General features: G+C 62.7%; 16 protein-coding genes. 11 read left to right on the top strand and 5 right to left on the bottom strand.

Annotation, left to right across the window (positions count from 1 at the left end; translation table 11 throughout):
* Positions 1-3 precede the first annotated feature (3 nt).
* The 6 genes from D8767_RS23000 to D8767_RS22970 all read left to right on the top strand — a co-directional run bounded on the left by D8767_RS23000 (position 4) and on the right by D8767_RS22970 (position 7,559).
* A complete protein-coding gene (locus tag D8767_RS23000; protein ID WP_016715455.1) occupies positions 4-1,377 on the top strand; it encodes a cell wall metabolism sensor histidine kinase WalK in 1,374 nt (457 codons plus the stop codon).
* 94 nt (positions 1,378-1,471) lie between these two features.
* Complete coding sequence (gene cysM / locus D8767_RS22995; RefSeq protein WP_122048441.1) at positions 1,472-2,371, top strand: cysteine synthase CysM; 900 nt, start codon at positions 1,472-1,474, stop codon at positions 2,369-2,371.
* The gene (rlmD, locus tag D8767_RS22990; RefSeq protein ID WP_016715457.1) at positions 2,372-3,730 is read left to right on the top strand and encodes a 23S rRNA (uracil(1939)-C(5))-methyltransferase RlmD; all 1,359 of its coding nucleotides are present in this window, start codon (positions 2,372-2,374) and stop codon (positions 3,728-3,730) included.
* A gap of 96 nt (positions 3,731-3,826) precedes the next feature.
* Positions 3,827-6,067 carry a GTP diphosphokinase gene (gene relA, locus D8767_RS22980; protein ID WP_016715458.1) on the top strand — a complete coding sequence of 747 codons (2,241 nt, stop codon included), beginning with the start codon at positions 3,827-3,829 and terminating at the stop codon, positions 6,065-6,067.
* Positions 6,068-6,159: 92 nt separating this feature from the next.
* Positions 6,160-6,993, top strand: a complete 834-nt coding sequence (gene mazG / locus D8767_RS22975) for a nucleoside triphosphate pyrophosphohydrolase (RefSeq protein WP_016715459.1) — start codon at positions 6,160-6,162, stop codon at positions 6,991-6,993.
* Positions 6,994-7,019: 26 nt separating this feature from the next.
* On the top strand, positions 7,020-7,559 hold the full coding sequence (locus D8767_RS22970) for a DUF2058 domain-containing protein (protein ID WP_016715460.1): 540 nt from the start codon (positions 7,020-7,022) through the stop codon (positions 7,557-7,559).
* A 46-nt stretch (positions 7,560-7,605) separates the two neighbouring features.
* Here D8767_RS22970 and D8767_RS22965 read toward each other — a convergent pair whose 3' ends face one another.
* The 4 genes from D8767_RS22965 to purM all read right to left on the bottom strand — a co-directional run bounded on the left by D8767_RS22965 (position 7,606) and on the right by purM (position 10,403).
* On the bottom strand, positions 7,606-7,788 hold the full coding sequence (locus D8767_RS22965) for a hypothetical protein (RefSeq protein WP_016715461.1): 183 nt from the start codon (positions 7,786-7,788) through the stop codon (positions 7,606-7,608).
* A 184-nt stretch (positions 7,789-7,972) separates the two neighbouring features.
* Positions 7,973-8,683 (bottom strand): DUF3108 domain-containing protein, encoded by a 711-nt coding sequence (locus D8767_RS22960; protein WP_016715462.1) that lies wholly within the window; start codon positions 8,681-8,683, stop codon positions 7,973-7,975.
* 8 nt (positions 8,684-8,691) lie between these two features.
* Positions 8,692-9,345, bottom strand: a complete 654-nt coding sequence (gene purN, locus D8767_RS22955) for a phosphoribosylglycinamide formyltransferase (protein WP_016715463.1) — start codon at positions 9,343-9,345, stop codon at positions 8,692-8,694.
* Positions 9,345-10,403: a phosphoribosylformylglycinamidine cyclo-ligase gene (gene purM / locus D8767_RS22950; protein ID WP_003252437.1), complete on the bottom strand. Its 1,059-nt coding sequence runs from the start codon at positions 10,401-10,403 to the stop codon at positions 9,345-9,347. Before purM ends, purN begins: the two co-directional genes overlap by 1 nt.
* 255 nt (positions 10,404-10,658) lie before the next feature.
* On the opposite strand from purM, the gene D8767_RS22945 reads away from it, so the two are divergent.
* From D8767_RS22945 to D8767_RS22925, 5 genes are all read left to right on the top strand, one after another.
* Positions 10,659-11,717 carry a DUF2066 domain-containing protein gene (locus D8767_RS22945; protein ID WP_028698696.1) on the top strand — a complete coding sequence of 353 codons (1,059 nt, stop codon included), beginning with the start codon at positions 10,659-10,661 and terminating at the stop codon, positions 11,715-11,717.
* Between the two features lie 12 nt (positions 11,718-11,729).
* Complete coding sequence (locus tag D8767_RS22940; RefSeq protein ID WP_122048440.1) at positions 11,730-12,794, top strand: AI-2E family transporter; 1,065 nt, start codon at positions 11,730-11,732, stop codon at positions 12,792-12,794.
* Positions 12,795-12,946: 152 nt separating this feature from the next.
* Positions 12,947-13,654, top strand: coding sequence for a DnaA regulatory inactivator Hda (gene hda, locus D8767_RS22935; RefSeq protein WP_003252443.1), 708 nt, complete (start codon positions 12,947-12,949; stop codon positions 13,652-13,654).
* Between the two features lie 127 nt (positions 13,655-13,781).
* Positions 13,782-14,423, top strand: coding sequence for a C40 family peptidase (locus D8767_RS22930; protein WP_016715466.1), 642 nt, complete (start codon positions 13,782-13,784; stop codon positions 14,421-14,423).
* A gap of 139 nt (positions 14,424-14,562) precedes the next feature.
* Positions 14,563-15,096 carry a C40 family peptidase gene (locus tag D8767_RS22925; RefSeq protein ID WP_016715467.1) on the top strand — a complete coding sequence of 178 codons (534 nt, stop codon included), beginning with the start codon at positions 14,563-14,565 and terminating at the stop codon, positions 15,094-15,096.
* 140 nt (positions 15,097-15,236) lie between these two features.
* Here the strand turns inward: D8767_RS22925 and D8767_RS22920 are convergent, their stop codons facing one another.
* Complete coding sequence (locus D8767_RS22920; protein WP_016715468.1) at positions 15,237-15,815, bottom strand: hypothetical protein; 579 nt, start codon at positions 15,813-15,815, stop codon at positions 15,237-15,239.
* Between the last annotated feature and the right edge of the window lie 57 nt (positions 15,816-15,872).

Here is a 15,872-nt window from a genome sequence, read left to right as displayed (position 1 = left end):
GCCATGCTCGACCGCCATTCGTTGTTCTGGAAGCTGGCCATCTTGCTGGTGGGCTTCTGCCTGCTGATGATTGGCCTCAGTTATACCTGGGGCCGGCACATGGAAATCCAGAACGCTTTCCTCTCTGAGCCGGCGCGGCAAACGCTGCGTGGCTATGCCACCGAGGCCGAGCAAGCCTGGCGTAGCGGTGGGCGGGCGGGGCTGGACCAGTGGGTGGCGGCGATGCACCAGCGTGAACGGGGCTGGGTGGGTGTGCTGGATATCAACCTGCGGCCCCTCGACAGTGCCACCCTCAACCCGCAGATCATGCAGCGGCTGACGCGCCTGCGCGGGGTCGATTGGCCTATGAGCCGTCGCAGCGTCGACCAGCCTTGGGTGCGTGTACCGTTCCCGTCGGCGCCGGAGCAGGGCATGCTGGTGATCGAACTGCCGCAGCGGTTCAATCCGGACCAGTACCGCTTGCTGTGGCGCATCGTCACCAACGGCATCATCCCCGGCCTGTTCACCTTGCTGCTGTGCGTGGGCCTGTACCGCATGTTGATCGTGCCCCTGAACCAGCTGCGCGAACAGGCCAATGCCTGGCGCGCCGACCAGCTGTCGGCACGCCTGGACTCGCGCACCATCGCCCGGCATGACGAGCTGGGCGAGCTGGCCCGCGCCTTCGACCAGATGGCCGAGCGGCTGCAGGGCACGGTGGCCATGCAGCAGCAGTTGTTGCGCGACTTGTCGCATGAAATGCGCACACCGTTGAGCCGGCTGCGGGTAGCTTGTGACGGTGAAACCGACTTGCAACGCCTGCGCGAGCGCCTGACCCGTGAAGTGGACGGCATGCAGCAACTGGTAGAAGACACCCTGCAATTGGCCTGGCAGGACGCCGAACGTGCGCCGATGAACCTGGAGCCGATCGAAGTCCACGCGTTGTGGGAGCTGCTGGCCGAAAATGCCAGCTACGAGAGCGGCTGGTCGCTTGAGCGCTTGCGCTGTGAAGTGCCGGCCGACTGCTGGGTACAGGGCAACCTCAACCACTTGGCCCAGGCACTGGAAAACATGTTGCGCAATGCCATTCGTCACTCGCCGGCCGAGGGTGTGGTGCGCCTGGGTGGGCAGCGCGAAGGCAGTAACTGGTGGTTGTGGCTGGAAGATGAAGGCGGCGGTGTAGCCGAAGAGGACCTGGAACGGATCTTCGCGCCGTTCTCGCGGCTGGACGGTTCGCGGCCGGGGGATGGTGGTTTTGGCTTGGGGCTGAGCATCGCCCGCAGTGCCATCCAGCGTCAGGGCGGCACTTTGTGGGCGCAGAATGGCAAGCGTGGGCTGCAACTGTGGATGCGCTTGCCGTTACATGCGGCGGTTTCGGCGCGGGCGCAGGCCGCCTTATAGCTTGTAGCTATATGCTCTACAGATTGCGTGATATGGCCGCGAAGGGTTTGCCGGTATGATAGGCGCCCCTGCCGTCCGGATTGTGAAATACACCATGACCTTGCAGTACCCAACCATCGCCGATTGCGTCGGCAATACGCCACTGGTTCGCCTGCAGCGCATTGCTGGCGAAACCAGCAACACCCTCCTGCTCAAGCTCGAAGGTAACAATCCTGCCGGCTCGGTGAAGGACCGCCCTGCGCTGTCGATGATCACCCGCGCCGAACTGCGTGGCCAGATCAAGCCCGGCGACACCTTGATCGAAGCCACCTCCGGCAACACCGGCATCGCCCTGGCGATGGCGGCGGCAATCAAGGGTTACAAGATGATCCTGATCATGCCCGACAATTCCACCGCCGAGCGTAAGGCCGCGATGACCGCCTACGGCGCCGAGCTGATTCTGGTGACCAAGGAAGAGGGCATGGAAGGTGCCCGCGACCTGGCCGAGAAGCTGCAGGCCGAAGGCCGCGGCCTGGTGCTCGACCAGTTCGCCAACGGCGACAACCCGATCGCCCACTACAACAGCACTGGCCCGGAAATCTGGCAGCAGACCCAAGGCACCATTACCCATTTCGTCAGTTCCATGGGCACCACCGGCACCATCATGGGCTGCTCGCAGTACCTCAAGGAGCTGAATCCGGCGGTGCAGATCATCGGCCTGCAGCCCATGGAAGGCTCGGCCATTCCAGGCATTCGCCGCTGGCCCGAGGAATACCTGCCGAAAATTTTCGACGCCACCCGCGTAGACCGCGTGGTCGACATGTCGCAGCAGGAAGCCGAAGACACCACCCGCCGCCTTGCCCGTGAAGAGGGCATTTTCTGCGGCGTGTCTTCCGGTGGTGCGGTCGCAGCCATGCTGCGCCTGTCCCGCGAGGTGGAAAATGCCGTGATGGTCGCGATCATCTGCGACCGCGGCGACCGTTACCTGTCCACCGGCCTGTTCGACCCAAGCTAAATGTCCAAGAAAAAAAGCAACAGCGGCCTGCGCTTCCAGCCGGCCGGCGGCAACCGTAGCCCCCAGGTGCCCGTGGGCAAGAAGCAGCGCCTGGATATCGAGCGCCTGGCCGGTGACGGCCGTGGCATTGCCTTCCTTGACGGGCGCACCTGGTTCGTCAGTGGCGCCCTGGCCGGTGAGGCCGTGGAGGCGCGCGTGCTCAATGCCCGTGGCAAAGTGGTCGAGGCCCGCCTGGAGCGCCTGCTACAGGCCAGCCCCGAGCGCCGCGAGGCGCCGTGCCGCTATTACGACCGCTGCGGAGGCTGCAACCTGCAGCACCTGCCGCACGAAGCGCAACTGGCGCTCAAGCAGCGCACGCTGGCCGAACAGCTGCAGCGAGTGGCTGGCGTGCAGCCCGAGGAATGGGCCGCACCGCTGAGCGGGCCGGAATTTGGCTACCGACGCCGTGCCCGCGTGGCCGTTCGCTGGGACGTCAAGGCGCGTCAGCTGGAGGTCGGCTTCCGTGCCGAAGCCAGCCAGGCCATCATCGCCATCGACGATTGCGCGGTACTGGTACAGCCTTTGCAGTCGATTCTGCGCCACTTGCCGACGGTGCTGCGTGCGTTGAGCAAACCCCAGGCGCTGGGCCACGTGGAGCTGTTCAGTGGTACCGCCGAGGCGGTGCTGGTGCGGCATGTTGCGCCGCTGCCGGCAGAAGACCTGGCGAAACTGCAGGCGTTTTGCGAGCAGGCCGATGCCCAGCTGTGGTTGCAGGGTGAAGGTGAGCCCGCGCCGGTGGACGCTACCGCACAACTGGGCTTTGCCTTGGCACCGTGGCAGCTGGAACTGGCCTGGCGCCCGGGCGACTTCGTCCAGGTGAATGCCCAGGTCAACACGGCGATGATCGAGCAAGCCCTGGCCTGGCTCGCACCGCAGGCCGACGAACGTGTGCTGGACTTGTTTTGCGGCTTGGGCAACTTCGCCCTGCCGCTGGCCCGCCAGGCGCGCGAAGTGGTGGCTGTGGAAGGTGTACAGGCCATGGTCGATCGGGCTGCGGCCAATGCCCGAAACAACAATGTGCATAACGCACGGTTTTTTCAGGCCGATTTATCGCAGCCTTTGGCAGGCACCGGATGGGCCGCCGAGGGCTTTTCTGCGGTACTCTTGGATCCACCGCGCGACGGTGCTTTCGAGGTGGTGCAAGGCATCGCACGCCTCCAGGCCAAACGGCTGGTCTACGTATCGTGCAACCCGGCCACGCTGGCGCGAGACGCCCAGGTGCTGGTCGGCCAGGGGTACCGGTTAAAAAGGGCCGGGATTCTCGACATGTTTCCTCAAACGGCGCATGTCGAGGCCATGGCGTTATTCGAAGCGGGCTAGCAGACTGGCCCCTTGGTGCGGCTTCCATGGAATGGCAGCCGCACGGTGATCGCCAGCGCATCCACGTGGTGCGCTGTATGGAAAGGTAAAACAAAGATGGTACAGGTGAGAGTGCACCAGCCGGTCAACACCGACGGCAGTATCAATCTCGAAGCATGGTTGGACCATGTGGTAAGCGTCGATTCGGCACTGGATCGCGCAGCGCTGAAAGAGGCCTGCGAGTTTGCCCATGAGGTCGAGAAAAAGGGCAACCCGGCCAAGCATTCCTGGGCGGACGGTACGTCCAGCTTTCAGGCGGGGCTGGAGATCGCCGAAATTCTCGCCGACCTCAAGCTCGACCAGGACTCCCTGGTGGCAGCGGTCATCTACCGCTCGGTGCGCGAAGGCAAGGTCACCCTGGCTGAAGTCAGCCAACGTTTTGGCCCGGTGGTGTCGAAGCTGATCGATGGCGTGCTGCGCATGGCCGCCATCAGTGCCAGCCTCAGCCCACGGCAGTCGCTGGTGCTGGGCTCGCAGGCGCAGGTCGAGAACCTGCGCAAGATGCTCGTGGCCATGGTCGACGACGTGCGTGTGGCCCTGATCAAGCTGGCCGAGCGCACCTGCGCGATCCGTGCGGTCAAGGCTGCTGACGACGAGAAACGCCTGCGTGTCGCGCGCGAGGTGTTCGACATCTATGCGCCGCTGGCGCACCGCCTGGGTATCGGCCACATCAAGTGGGAGCTGGAAGACCTGTCTTTCCGCTACCTCGAACCCGACCAGTACAAGCAGATCGCCAAACTGCTGCACGAGCGCCGACTGGACCGCGAGCGCTTCATCAGCGACGTGATGAACCAGTTGCAGAACGAGTTGCTGGCCACAGGCGTGAAGGCCGATATCAGCGGTCGGGCGAAACACATTTATTCGATCTGGCGCAAGATGCAGCGCAAAGGCCTGGAATTCAGCCAGATCTACGACGTGCGTGCGGTGCGCGTGCTGGTGCCGGAAATCCGCGACTGCTACACCGCGTTGGGCATTGTGCACACGCTGTGGCGGCACATTCCCAAAGAGTTCGACGACTACATCGCCAACCCCAAGGAGAACGGCTATCGCTCGCTGCACACGGCGGTGATCGGCCCCGAGGGCAAGGTGCTGGAAGTGCAGATCCGTACCCACGGCATGCACGAAGAAGCCGAGCTCGGCGTATGCGCCCACTGGCGCTACAAGGGCACCGACGTCAAGCCGAGCTCCAACCACTACGAAGAGAAGATCTCCTGGCTGCGCCAGGTGCTGGAGTGGCACGAAGAGCTGGGCGACATCGGTGGCCTGGCCGAGCAGCTGCGCGTCGACATCGAGCCGGACCGGGTTTACGTATTCACCCCGGACGGCCATGCCATCGACCTGCCCAAGGGTGCCACGCCGCTGGACTTCGCCTACCGCGTGCACACCGAGATTGGCCATAACTGCCGTGGCGCCAAGATCAACGGCCGTATCGTACCGCTGAACTACAGCCTGCAGACCGGCGAGCAGGTCGAGATCATCACCAGCAAGCACGGTAACCCCAGCCGCGACTGGTTGAACTCCAACCTGGGCTATGTCACCACCTCGCGGGCGCGGGCCAAGATCGTGCACTGGTTCAAGCTGCAGGCGCGCGACCAGAACGTCGCCGCTGGCAAGACTTTGCTCGAACGTGAACTCAGCCGCCTGGGCCTGCCGCAGGTCGACTTCGAGCGCCTGGCTGAGAAAACCAACGTCAAGACCGCCGAGGACATGTTCGCCTCGCTGGGGGCGGGCGACCTGCGCCTGGCCCATCTGGTCAATGCTGCCCAGCAGTTGCTGGAACCCGAGCGTATCGAGCAGATCGAGCTGGTGCCGCGCAAGCCTACCGGCCCGCGTACTGGCAAGCGTGGCGATATCCAGATCCAGGGGGTCGGCAACCTGCTGACGCAGATGGCCGGTTGCTGCCAGCCGCTGCCGGGCGATGCCATTGTCGGCTACATCACCCAGGGCCGTGGCGTGAGCATCCACCGCCAGGACTGCGCCTCGGTGCTGCAGCTGGCGGGCAAGGAGCCGGAGCGCATGATCCAGGTGAGCTGGGGGCCGATCCCGGTGCAGACCTACCCGGTTGACATCGTTATTCGTGCCTACGACCGCCCGGGCCTGCTGCGCGACGTTTCGCAGGTGCTGCTGAACGAGAAAATCAACGTGCTGGCGGTGAACACCCGCTCGAACAAGGAAGACAACACCGCGCTGATGTCGCTGACCATCGAGATTCCGGGCCTGGACGCGCTGGGGCGCCTGCTGGGGCGGATCTCGCAGTTGCCGAACATCATCGAGACGCGGCGTAATCGTACCCCTTGAGACTGCGGCGCCTGCTTCGAGGGTAAACCCGCTCCTACCCCTGTAGGAGTGGGCTTGGCCGCGAAGAGGGCGCCACCGAAGGACCTGCCTACATGACCTACACCCTCGAAGACCTGCTGCACCTCATGGCCCGCCTGCGCGACCCGCAGTACGGTTGCCCATGGGACCTCAAGCAGAACTACGCGAGCATCGTCCCGCACACGATTGAAGAAGCCTACGAGGTCGCCGACACCATCGAGCGCGGTGATTTCGAGCACCTGCAAGGTGAGCTGGGCGACTTGCTGTTCCAGGTGGTCTACTACAGCCAGCTGGCCCGGGAGGAGGGGCGTTTCGAGTTCGATGGCGTGGTCGACAGCATCACCCGCAAGCTGATTCGTCGCCATCCGCATGTATTCCCTACCGGCGAGCTTTATGCGCCGCTGGATACCCCCAGCCTGAGCGAGGCCCAGGTCAAGTCCCGTTGGGAGGAGATCAAGGCCGAGGAGCGGGCCGAGAAAAGCACGCCCGAGCAACTGTCGCTGCTCGATGACGTGCCGTCAGCCTTGCCGGCCCTGTCACGGGCAGCCAAACTGCAAAAGCGCGCCGCCACGGTCGGTTTCGACTGGCCGGCGGCATTGCCGGTGCTGGACAAGGTGCGCGAAGAACTGGACGAAGTGTTGCAGGCCATGGCCGACGGCGATGCCGATGCCCTCGAAGATGAAGTGGGCGACCTGCTGTTCGCCACCGTCAACCTGGCCCGCCACCTCAAGCATGACCCGGAAAACGCCCTGCGCCGCGCCAACCGCAAGTTCGAACGACGTTTCCGTTTTATCGAACAGGCATTGCGCGACAGTGGTCGTCCCATTGAAGATTGTAACCTTGATGAACTGGATGCCCTTTGGGGGGAAGCCAAGCGTCAGGAAAAGAACCTGCCCAGCTGCGGCTGAGCTGTTGCATAAGTGAGTGAACATTCATGAGCCTTTCCCTTCGCGACCAATTGCTCAAAGCCGGTCTGGTCAACCAGAAACAGGTCTCGCAGACCAACAAAGCTGAAAAGAAACAGAAGCGCATGGAGCACAAAGGCCAGGTCGAAGTCGACGACAGCCAGCAGCGCATGGCCAAGGAAGCCATGGCCGAAAAGGTCAAGCGTGACCAGGAGCTGAATCGCCAGCAGCAGGAAAAGGCCGAGCAGAAGGCCCGTGCTGCACAGATCAAGCAACTGATCGAAGCTACTCGCCTGCCCAAGCTGAGCACCGAGGATTACTACAACTTCGTCGATGACAAGAAGGTCAAGCGCATTGCCGTCAATGCCTTGATGCGTACCAAGCTGAGTAACGGCGCGTTGGCCGTGGTTTCTCATGCCGGTGGCTACGAGGTTATCCCTCGCGAAGCGGCGGTGAAGATCCAGGAGCGCGACCCTGGCCGTATCCTGCTGCTCAATACCCATGTCGAGGAAGCGGACGAAGATGACCCGTACGCCGCCTACAAGATCCCTGATGATCTGATGTGGTAAACACGAAAAACCCCGCCTTGGCGGGGTTTTTTATTTGAAGGCTGGGTCATTGCGTGGTGCGCTGGTTTTCCAGGTCTTCCAGCTCTACGCGGTATTGGTGCGCTTCGTGTTCGTTGTGGAACATCCCCACCAGTTGACCTTGTTGGTGCACATCCCAGATCCGCATGCCGGCGGCCAGGCTTTCGTGGGACATTTTCGATTCGTCGCGTTCGGTTACTTGGACAGTCATCGGTAAACTCCACTTCTTCAGTTGGCTGCGACAGTGTGTCGCACACCCTCTTTATAGAGTTTGTTAGCAGGCTAAGTAAATAAAACGGGCATGAAACAAGTTTCATGAAGGCCAGTGCCTTTGCACAAGAGCATAAAAAAGCCCCGCACTGGGCGGGGCTTGGGATGTTGCAGACAGTGCTGGATCAGTTGCCTTTCACCGGCTTGCCATCGACCGTGCCATCCTGCAGCACGATCACGTACTCCTTGCCATCGGTCTCTACCTGGCGCAGTTGCACCAGCAGGTAGTCCCAGTTCTTGGCGAACCACAGCTCGGTGATGCGCTTGCTCTGGCTTGGGTCGCGCACGCGCTCGACCTTTACCGCATCGACCTGGCCGGTCTTGGTGGTGACTTTTTCGGTGCCCAGCACGCGGAAGTCGTAGGTGTCGATCTCGTCACCATCAACCACCTGGTAGGTCATGCTTTTCTTGCCGGCGGCCACGTCATGCTGCAGGGCCAACTGGTAGGACGACTTGTCCAGCACGCCACGGTTCAGCGGTAGGCTGACGGCATCGCCACGGTCGCTGCCGGTGACTTTCTTGCCAGTCCAGTCGAAGTTCAGGTCGACCTTCTTGGCCTTGCCCAGGCCGCCGCGCTCGAAGTGGTACTTCTGCGGCAGCAGGGTGTCGTTTTCCATGCGCAGGGTGCTTTGCTCGGTCAGGCTGGCGATCATCATGGAGGCCTTGAAGTTAAGGTCCCAGGTACCATTGGCATTCTTGACCAGGCTGCGCTCGGCGGTGCCGCTCATGGGCAGCTGCTTCCAGTCGGCGGTGTAGCTGGCCGAGAAAGGCTTCAGATCAGCTGCCTGGAGGGGCAGGGCGAGCACGGCGAGAGCCAAAAGCAGGGCGCGACGCATAAATTCTCCTAGGATCGAATCAAGTGACCGCTGGCCGCCAGGGGCTGGCCATCCAGTAATGCGCCCTGTTCGCCAAGGCGCAAGCGCCCTTCAGCGAACCAGCGCACCGCCAGCGGGTAGATCAGGTGTTCCTGACGGTGTACCCGTTGGGCCAGGCTTTCGACGGTGTCGTCAGACGCCACCGGTACCACAGCCTGTACGACCAGTGGGCCGCCATCGAGTTCCTCAGTCACGAAGTGTACGCTGCAGCCGTGCTCGGCGTCGCCTGCCTCCAGTGCCCGCCGGTGGGTATGCAGGCCCTTGTACTTGGGCAGCAGCGACGGGTGGATGTTGAGCAGGCGGCCCTGGTAGTGGCGCACGAAGTCGCCACTGAGGATGCGCATGAAGCCGGCCAGCACCACCAGGTCCGGCGCAAAACCGTCGATGCGCGCAACCAGCGCGGCATCGAAGGCTTCACGGCCGTCGAACTGGGTGTGGTCGAGCACCACGCTGTCGATACCGGCCGCCGCGGCACGTTGCAGGCCGTAGGCATCGGCGCGGTTGGAAACCACCGCACGGATGCGCACCGGGCTGTCCTGGCCTTGGCAGCTGTCGATCAGGGCTTGCAGGTTGCTGCCGGAGCCCGACAGCAGTACCACTACATTGCAGGTCTTGCTCGGCATCAGTGTGCCTTGAGGTTCTGCAGCTCGACCTGGGCGGCGCCTTCGGCGGCTTCGGCGATGTGGCCGATGACCCACGGCTGCTCACCGGCGGCGCGCAGTTCGTTCAGGGCAGCTTCAACCTGGTCCTGGGCTACGCAGATGACCATGCCCACGCCGCAGTTCAGTACGCGGTGCATTTCGTGCTCGTCGACGTTGCCTTTTTCCTGCAGGAAGTCGAACACCGCCGGACGCTGCCAGCTGGCCACGTCAACCACGGCCTGGGCGTTTTTCGGCAGTACGCGCGGGATGTTATCCAGCAGGCCGCCACCGGTGATGTGGGCCATGGCCTTGACGGCGCCGGTGTTCTTGATCAGTTGCAGCAGCGGCTTGACGTAGATGCGGGTCGGCGCCATCAGCAGGTCGGTCAGCGGCTTGCCGTCCAGCTGGGTGTTTTCGATGTCGGTAGCGGACACTTCGAGGATTTTGCGGATCAGCGAGTAGCCGTTGGAATGCGGGCCCGAGGACGGCAGGGCGATCAGCGCGTCGCCAGTGGCAACCTTGGACCCGTCGATGATTTCGGCTTTTTCCACCACGCCGACGCAGAAGCCAGCCAGGTCGTAGTCTTCACCTTCGTACATGCCAGGCATTTCGGCGGTTTCACCACCGACCAGCGAGCAGCCGGCCAGTTCGCAACCGGCGCCAATGCCGGTGACCACGGTGGCGGCCACGTCAACGTTCAGCTTGCCGGTGGCGTAGTAGTCGAGGAAGAACAGCGGCTCGGCGCCGCATACCACCAGGTCGTTCACGCACATGGCGACCAGGTCCTGGCCGATGCTGTCGTGCTTGTTCAGGTTCAGCGCCAGGCGCAGCTTGGTGCCGACGCCGTCGGTGCCGGAGACCAGCACCGGCTGCTTGTAGCCGGCCGGGATCTCGCAGAGGGCGCCGAAGCCGCCCAGGCCACCCATGACTTCAGGGCGTGCGGTGCGTTTTGCCACGCCCTTGATGCGTTCGACCAGTGCTTCGCCGGCGTCGATGTCTACACCGGCGTCCTTGTAGCTCAGGGAGGGTTGCTTGCTCATTGATCCAGGCCTTTAGGAGGGAGGGATTCTTAAAAACGACCAAGACGGCCAAGGCCGGCGGGTAGGCGGCGGCTGCCTGAAACGTCAGTGGTCTGTGAAGGCGCGCGATTTTATCAGGGTTGCCGGGCAGCGGCCATCCTCAGGCCGACGGGCAGGGCGGTAAATTGTTGAAAAAGGGCTGAGGGTGGTTGATGCGGTTGCATGTGTATAAGCTGCAAGTAGCGAGCTTCATGCTCGACTGGACAGGAATCCTTCATGCGTTTGTTCAATATTCTGGCGGTCGGCGGCCTGGCCCTGATATCGGTTGCAGCCCAGGCTGAAAATGTCGCCGGCCTGTATCAGGTGCGCGAGCCTATGGCCGGGCAGGGCGCCGAAGCCCGTACTAGCGCCACTGCCAAAGCCCTCGACACCTTGGTGCTGCGCCTGACCGGCGACCCCAAGGCAGTGCAAAGCCCGGCACTTGCCGAGTTGCGCAAAGACCCGCAGCAAATCATCAACCAGGTTGGCAGCGAGGCCGGCCCACCCGAGTCGGTGGTGGTCGAGTTCGACCCCGGTAGCACCGAGCGGGCCTTGCGCAAGGCCGGCCTGGCGCTGTGGGGCAGCAATCGGCCTTCGATTCTCGGCTGGTGGCTGAATGACAGTGCCGAAGGCAGCAGTCTCGTCGGTGACGGCCAGGCCAGCGCCCAGCCCCTGCGCCGTGCCGCCCAACACCGTGGCCTGCCGTTGCGCTTGCCGCTGGCCGACTTGCAGGAGCAACTGGTAGCCAATGCCAAGCAGATCGAAGCCAGCGACCCGGCACCTTTGCGTGAGGCCGCCGAGCGTTATGGCGCCGATGCCTTGTTGGCGGTGCATGCACAGGAAGCAGACGGCAAATGGCAGGGCAAGTGGCAGCTGTGGCTGGGCGACCAGCGTGAACAAGGCACGGCCGAAGGGGGCGACCCGGCTGCCCTGGCTGACGCGGTCATGTTGGCGGTCAGCAGTCGCCTGGCGCCGCGTTATGTCACCCGTCCGGGTGCCAGCAGCCAGATGCAGGTACAGGTGCAGGGGGTGAACCTGCAGCGCTATGCCGAGCTTGCCCGTGTGCTCGAACCCTATGGCCCACGCCTGCAAATGGCTGAAGGCACCACTCTGACCTATGGTGTGACCGGCAACCGCGAACAGCTGCGCGCCCAACTCGGCCTGGCCAAGTTGCAGGAGTTGCCCGCAGAGCAGATGCCGGTAGCGCCCGCCACGCCAGCACCGGCAGCCGGTGAGCAACCTGCGCCGGCCCAACCTGCACCCAAGCCGTTCGACGGCCTGCGTTTTCGCTGGTAAGGGGAGCATACCGTGACCGACGTTCGTCGCTGGATCTGGCTGGGCGCTGCCCTGCTGGTCACTGTGCTGCTTTATAGCTTGCACAACATTCTTACCCCGTTTCTGGTCGGCATCCTGCTAGCCTACCTGGCCGACCCGTTGGTCGACCGCCTGGAGCGTCTGGGGCTGTCGCGTACCTGGGGCGTTGTGGTGGTGTTCACCCTGCTGTTGCTAGCCCTGCTGCTGGTGCTGGTGCCGATGCTTGCCAAGCAGCTGGTGCGCTTGTACGAGCTGGCGCCACAGATGCTCGACTGGCTTGAGCATGTTGCGTTGCCTTGGGTGCAGAGCCGCTTGGGCCTGGCTGACGGCTTCTGGAAATTCGACAAGATCAAAGCTGCCATCGCTGGCCACATGGGCCAGACCACCGACATCGTCGGCATGCTGCTGTCGCATGCCACGGCTTCGAGCCTGGCGCTGATGGCCTGGCTGGCCAACATGGTACTGATTCCGGTGGTGGGCTTTTACCTGCTGCGTGACTGGGACCTGATGATGGCCAAGCTGCGCAGCCTGCTGCCACGCCAGCGTGAGCCGCAGGTGGTCGGGTTGGCGGGCGAATGCCACGAAGTACTCGGGGCGTTCGTGCGTGGGCAACTGATGGTAATGCTGGCCTTGGGCGTCATTTATTCGGCCGGGTTGATGCTGGTCGGGCTGGAACTGGGCCTGCTCATCGGTATGCTCGCAGGGTTGGCCGCCATCGTGCCCTACATGGGCTTCATCATAGGTATCGGTGCGGCCTTGGTGGCAGGGTTGTTCCAGTTTGGGGGCGACCTGTATCCGATGCTGGGCATCGTCGCAGTGTTTATGGTCGGGCAGGCACTCGAAGGCATGGTGTTGACGCCGCTATTGGTAGGGGACCGGATTGGCCTGCACCCTGTGGCGGTGATCTTTGCCATCCTGGCCGGTGGCGAACTGTTCGGCTTTACCGGGGTGCTGCTGGCGCTGCCGGTGGCGGCCGTGATCATGGTGCTGCTGCGGCATGTGCATGACATGTACAAGGAATCGGACATGTATGCCGGGGATATCGACCCTCAGTTGTGATGTTGGGGCTGCGATGCAGCCCCAACTTAGCGCAACTTGTTGATTTTGCTTGTGCTATCTGTTGCCGTGATTGTGCGGCCCGACTTGCGGGTATAGACTTTGCAACATTGTTCACCAAAGGCCCCCTGCGGTCCTGCTGACCGCCCGCGAGCATGAAACCACCGATCCAGTTGCCCCTGGGTGTGCGCCTGCGCGATGACGCCACCTTCATCAACTACTATCCGGGCGCCAATGCTGCGGCATTGGGCTACGTCGAGCGGCTATGCGAAGCCGACGCCGGCTGGACCGAGAGCCTTATCTACCTGTGGGGCAAGCAGGGTGTTGGCCGTAGCCACCTGCTGCAGGCTGCCACCCACCGCTTCCAGCAACGCGGCGAACCTGCTGTCTATCTGCCATTGGCGCAACTGCTCGATCGCGGTGTAGAACTGCTTGACTACTTGGCCCAGTACGAACTGGTGTGCATCGACGACTTGCACGTGATTGCCGGCAAGGCGGACTGGGAAGAGGCCATGTTCCACTTGTTCAACCGCCTGCGTGACAGTGGCCGGCGCTTGCTGCTGGCCGCCTCGGCATCCCCGCGCGAATTGCCCATCAAGTTGCCGGACCTGAAGTCGCGGCTGACCCTGGCCTTGGTCTTCCAGATGCGTGGTTTGTCTGACGAAGACAAGCTGCGAGCCCTGCAACTGCGTGCTTCGCGCCGCGGCCTGCACCTCACCGACGAAGTCGGTCACTTCATCCTCACCCGCGGTGCGCGCAGCATGAGCGCGCTGTTCGACCTGCTGGAGCGCCTCGACCAGGCCTCGCTGCAGGCACAACGCAAGCTCACCATTCCGTTCCTCAAGGAAACCCTCGGCTGGTAACCCCCTGAAAACGCTGGGCCAGAGCGGCAAAACAAAAAAGTCACATCTTTTTCGATAAAATTTGCAAATGGCCATGATAGAGGGCATAGTTTCACCCTTCTAAAGGATTACAGACACGGTCGTGCCCATGCTAAAGCGCTTCGCACCCCTCGTGCCACTCGCACTCGTGACCCTGCTTTTTGGCTGCGCGGCCCAAGGCCCGGTTTCTCAGCCTCAGGATCACACCCCGGTCGCTGCACAATCGGTGATCAAGGCTAAAGCTTCGTCCTCGTCGGTGTTCGGCGAGCCGGAGGAGCTGGCCACTGAAGATGACCTGGAGGCCTTCTCCAGCAACAGCAAGCCATACCAGCTGCCCGTGCTGGCGGACAGTATTCTCGAGCGCGGCATGTCGTTGATCGGCACTCGCTACCGCTTCGGTGGTACCTCTGAAAAGTCCGGTTTCGACTGCAGCGGTTTCATCGGCTATCTGTTCCGCGAAGAGGCGGGCATGACCCTGCCACGCTCGACGCGCGAAATGATCAACGTCGATGCCCCGAAAGTGGCCCGCAACAAGCTCAAACCGGGTGATCTGCTGTTCTTCAGCACCAACGGTCGCGGCCGCGTCAGCCATGCCGGCATCTACCTGGGTGACAACCAGTTCATCCATTCCAGCAGCCGCCGCAGCGGTGGCGTACGCATCGACAGCCTCGGTGACCGCTACTGGAGCAAGACCTTCATCGAAGCCAAGCGTGCCTTGGCCATGGCGCCGACCAACATCGCGCGCAACTGATGGCAAAATGCTGTATTCTGCCACGGCGGCGATGCTTTGAGAAAAGCTCGCCGCCGTGCGTATTTACAGAAAGCGTCTAATCTAAATTCTCAACTCTTTTTGGCTGCGGCGCAGCAATCTCAGACAGGATGTTCTGGCCATGGTAAAGATGGCGCGCTTCGCATTTCTCTCCCTGGCAGCCTTGCTGGCTGCCTGCTCCAGCCGCGCTCCGGCGCCGGCCCCTGTGGTTCAGCCGCAGGTTTCCTACAGCCAGCCAAGCCCTTCGCCGATTGCCGATGACGTATTGATCCGTGCCATTGGCCTTGTGGGTACGCCTTACCGTTGGGGGGGCAATACGCCGGACTCCGGCTTCGACTGCAGTGGCCTGATCAAGTACGTCTACCGTGATGCTGCCGGCATCAGCCTGCCGCGTTCGACGCGGGAAATGATCGTCATGCGCGCACCCACGGTGGATGCCCAGTCGCTGCAGTCCGGTGACCTGGTGTTCTTTGCTACCAGTGGTGGCTCGCAGGTCAGCCATGCCGGTATCTATGTTGGCGAAGGGCGCTTTGTGCATGCGCCCTCGACAGGCGGAACGGTGCGCCTGGACTACCTTTCCAACAGCTATTGGGCCAAGGCGTACTTGCAGGCCAAGCGGGTGATTCCGCAAGGGCACCTGGCGCAAAACCCCTGAATACCAGGGTCGTTGCCATTGCTTCTGCTTTTAAGCGCGCGATACTTCAGGCGCCGCCGATTGCGACTTCAGGAGGCCTCACTCCGGCCTCCTGAAGTCGCGAAGATCAAGACCAAGATGTCCGCTGCGCCGGCGTTGGTTCAAGCCTGCTTGAGCAGCAACGCCACCCCCGGAAAATACTGCCCCAGCTCGTTGTGCAATTTGCGATAGGGGTACGGGAAGTACCAGGCAATCGCACAGGCGGTATGTTTCTGTAAATCGTCGACTAGGTCCTGCAGTTCCTCGGGGCTGGCGTGCTGGCCAGCCTTCCACGGGCTGATGAACAGCGCGCCGGCTCTCAACTGACTGGGGTAGGCCACCTGGCGCGCGACGGCAGCGGTCTGCTGCAACGCTTCGGCCATGTCCAGTCGGGCAATTTTTGGCCAGCGCTGGCTGACACTGAGGTACAGCGCTTCATCGGCACTGCTGATCGACAGGTCGCAGCGCCCTTCGTGTTCGCCTTCGTCGCGCTGCTTCTTGCCGGCAAACTGCTGCAGCGCCGTCAGTTCGGCCTGCCACGCGGCTGCGGCAAGCAGCCCGGTATTCGCGGCTGCGCCATGCCAATAAGGTGCTTCGGCATCGCCAGCAAATTGATTGAAGCGGTCGATGCAGTCGCCCCAGCGCTCCAGCACCGGGGCGAGAAACTCCAGGCGCGGGTTGTTGATGATCTGGCCTCGCATGCTGCGCTCTCCTGTTATCGTTGTAATCGCGTCCAGCTGAAAATGATGGCTATGTGA

The sequence above is a fragment of the Pseudomonas sp. LTGT-11-2Z genome (assembly GCF_003691445.1).
GTDB classification, from domain to species: Bacteria; Pseudomonadota; Gammaproteobacteria; order Pseudomonadales; family Pseudomonadaceae; genus Aquipseudomonas; species Aquipseudomonas monteilii.
The sequence above is the reverse complement of the archived record's forward strand: the minus strand, read 5'-3'. Positions and strand labels throughout refer to the sequence as shown.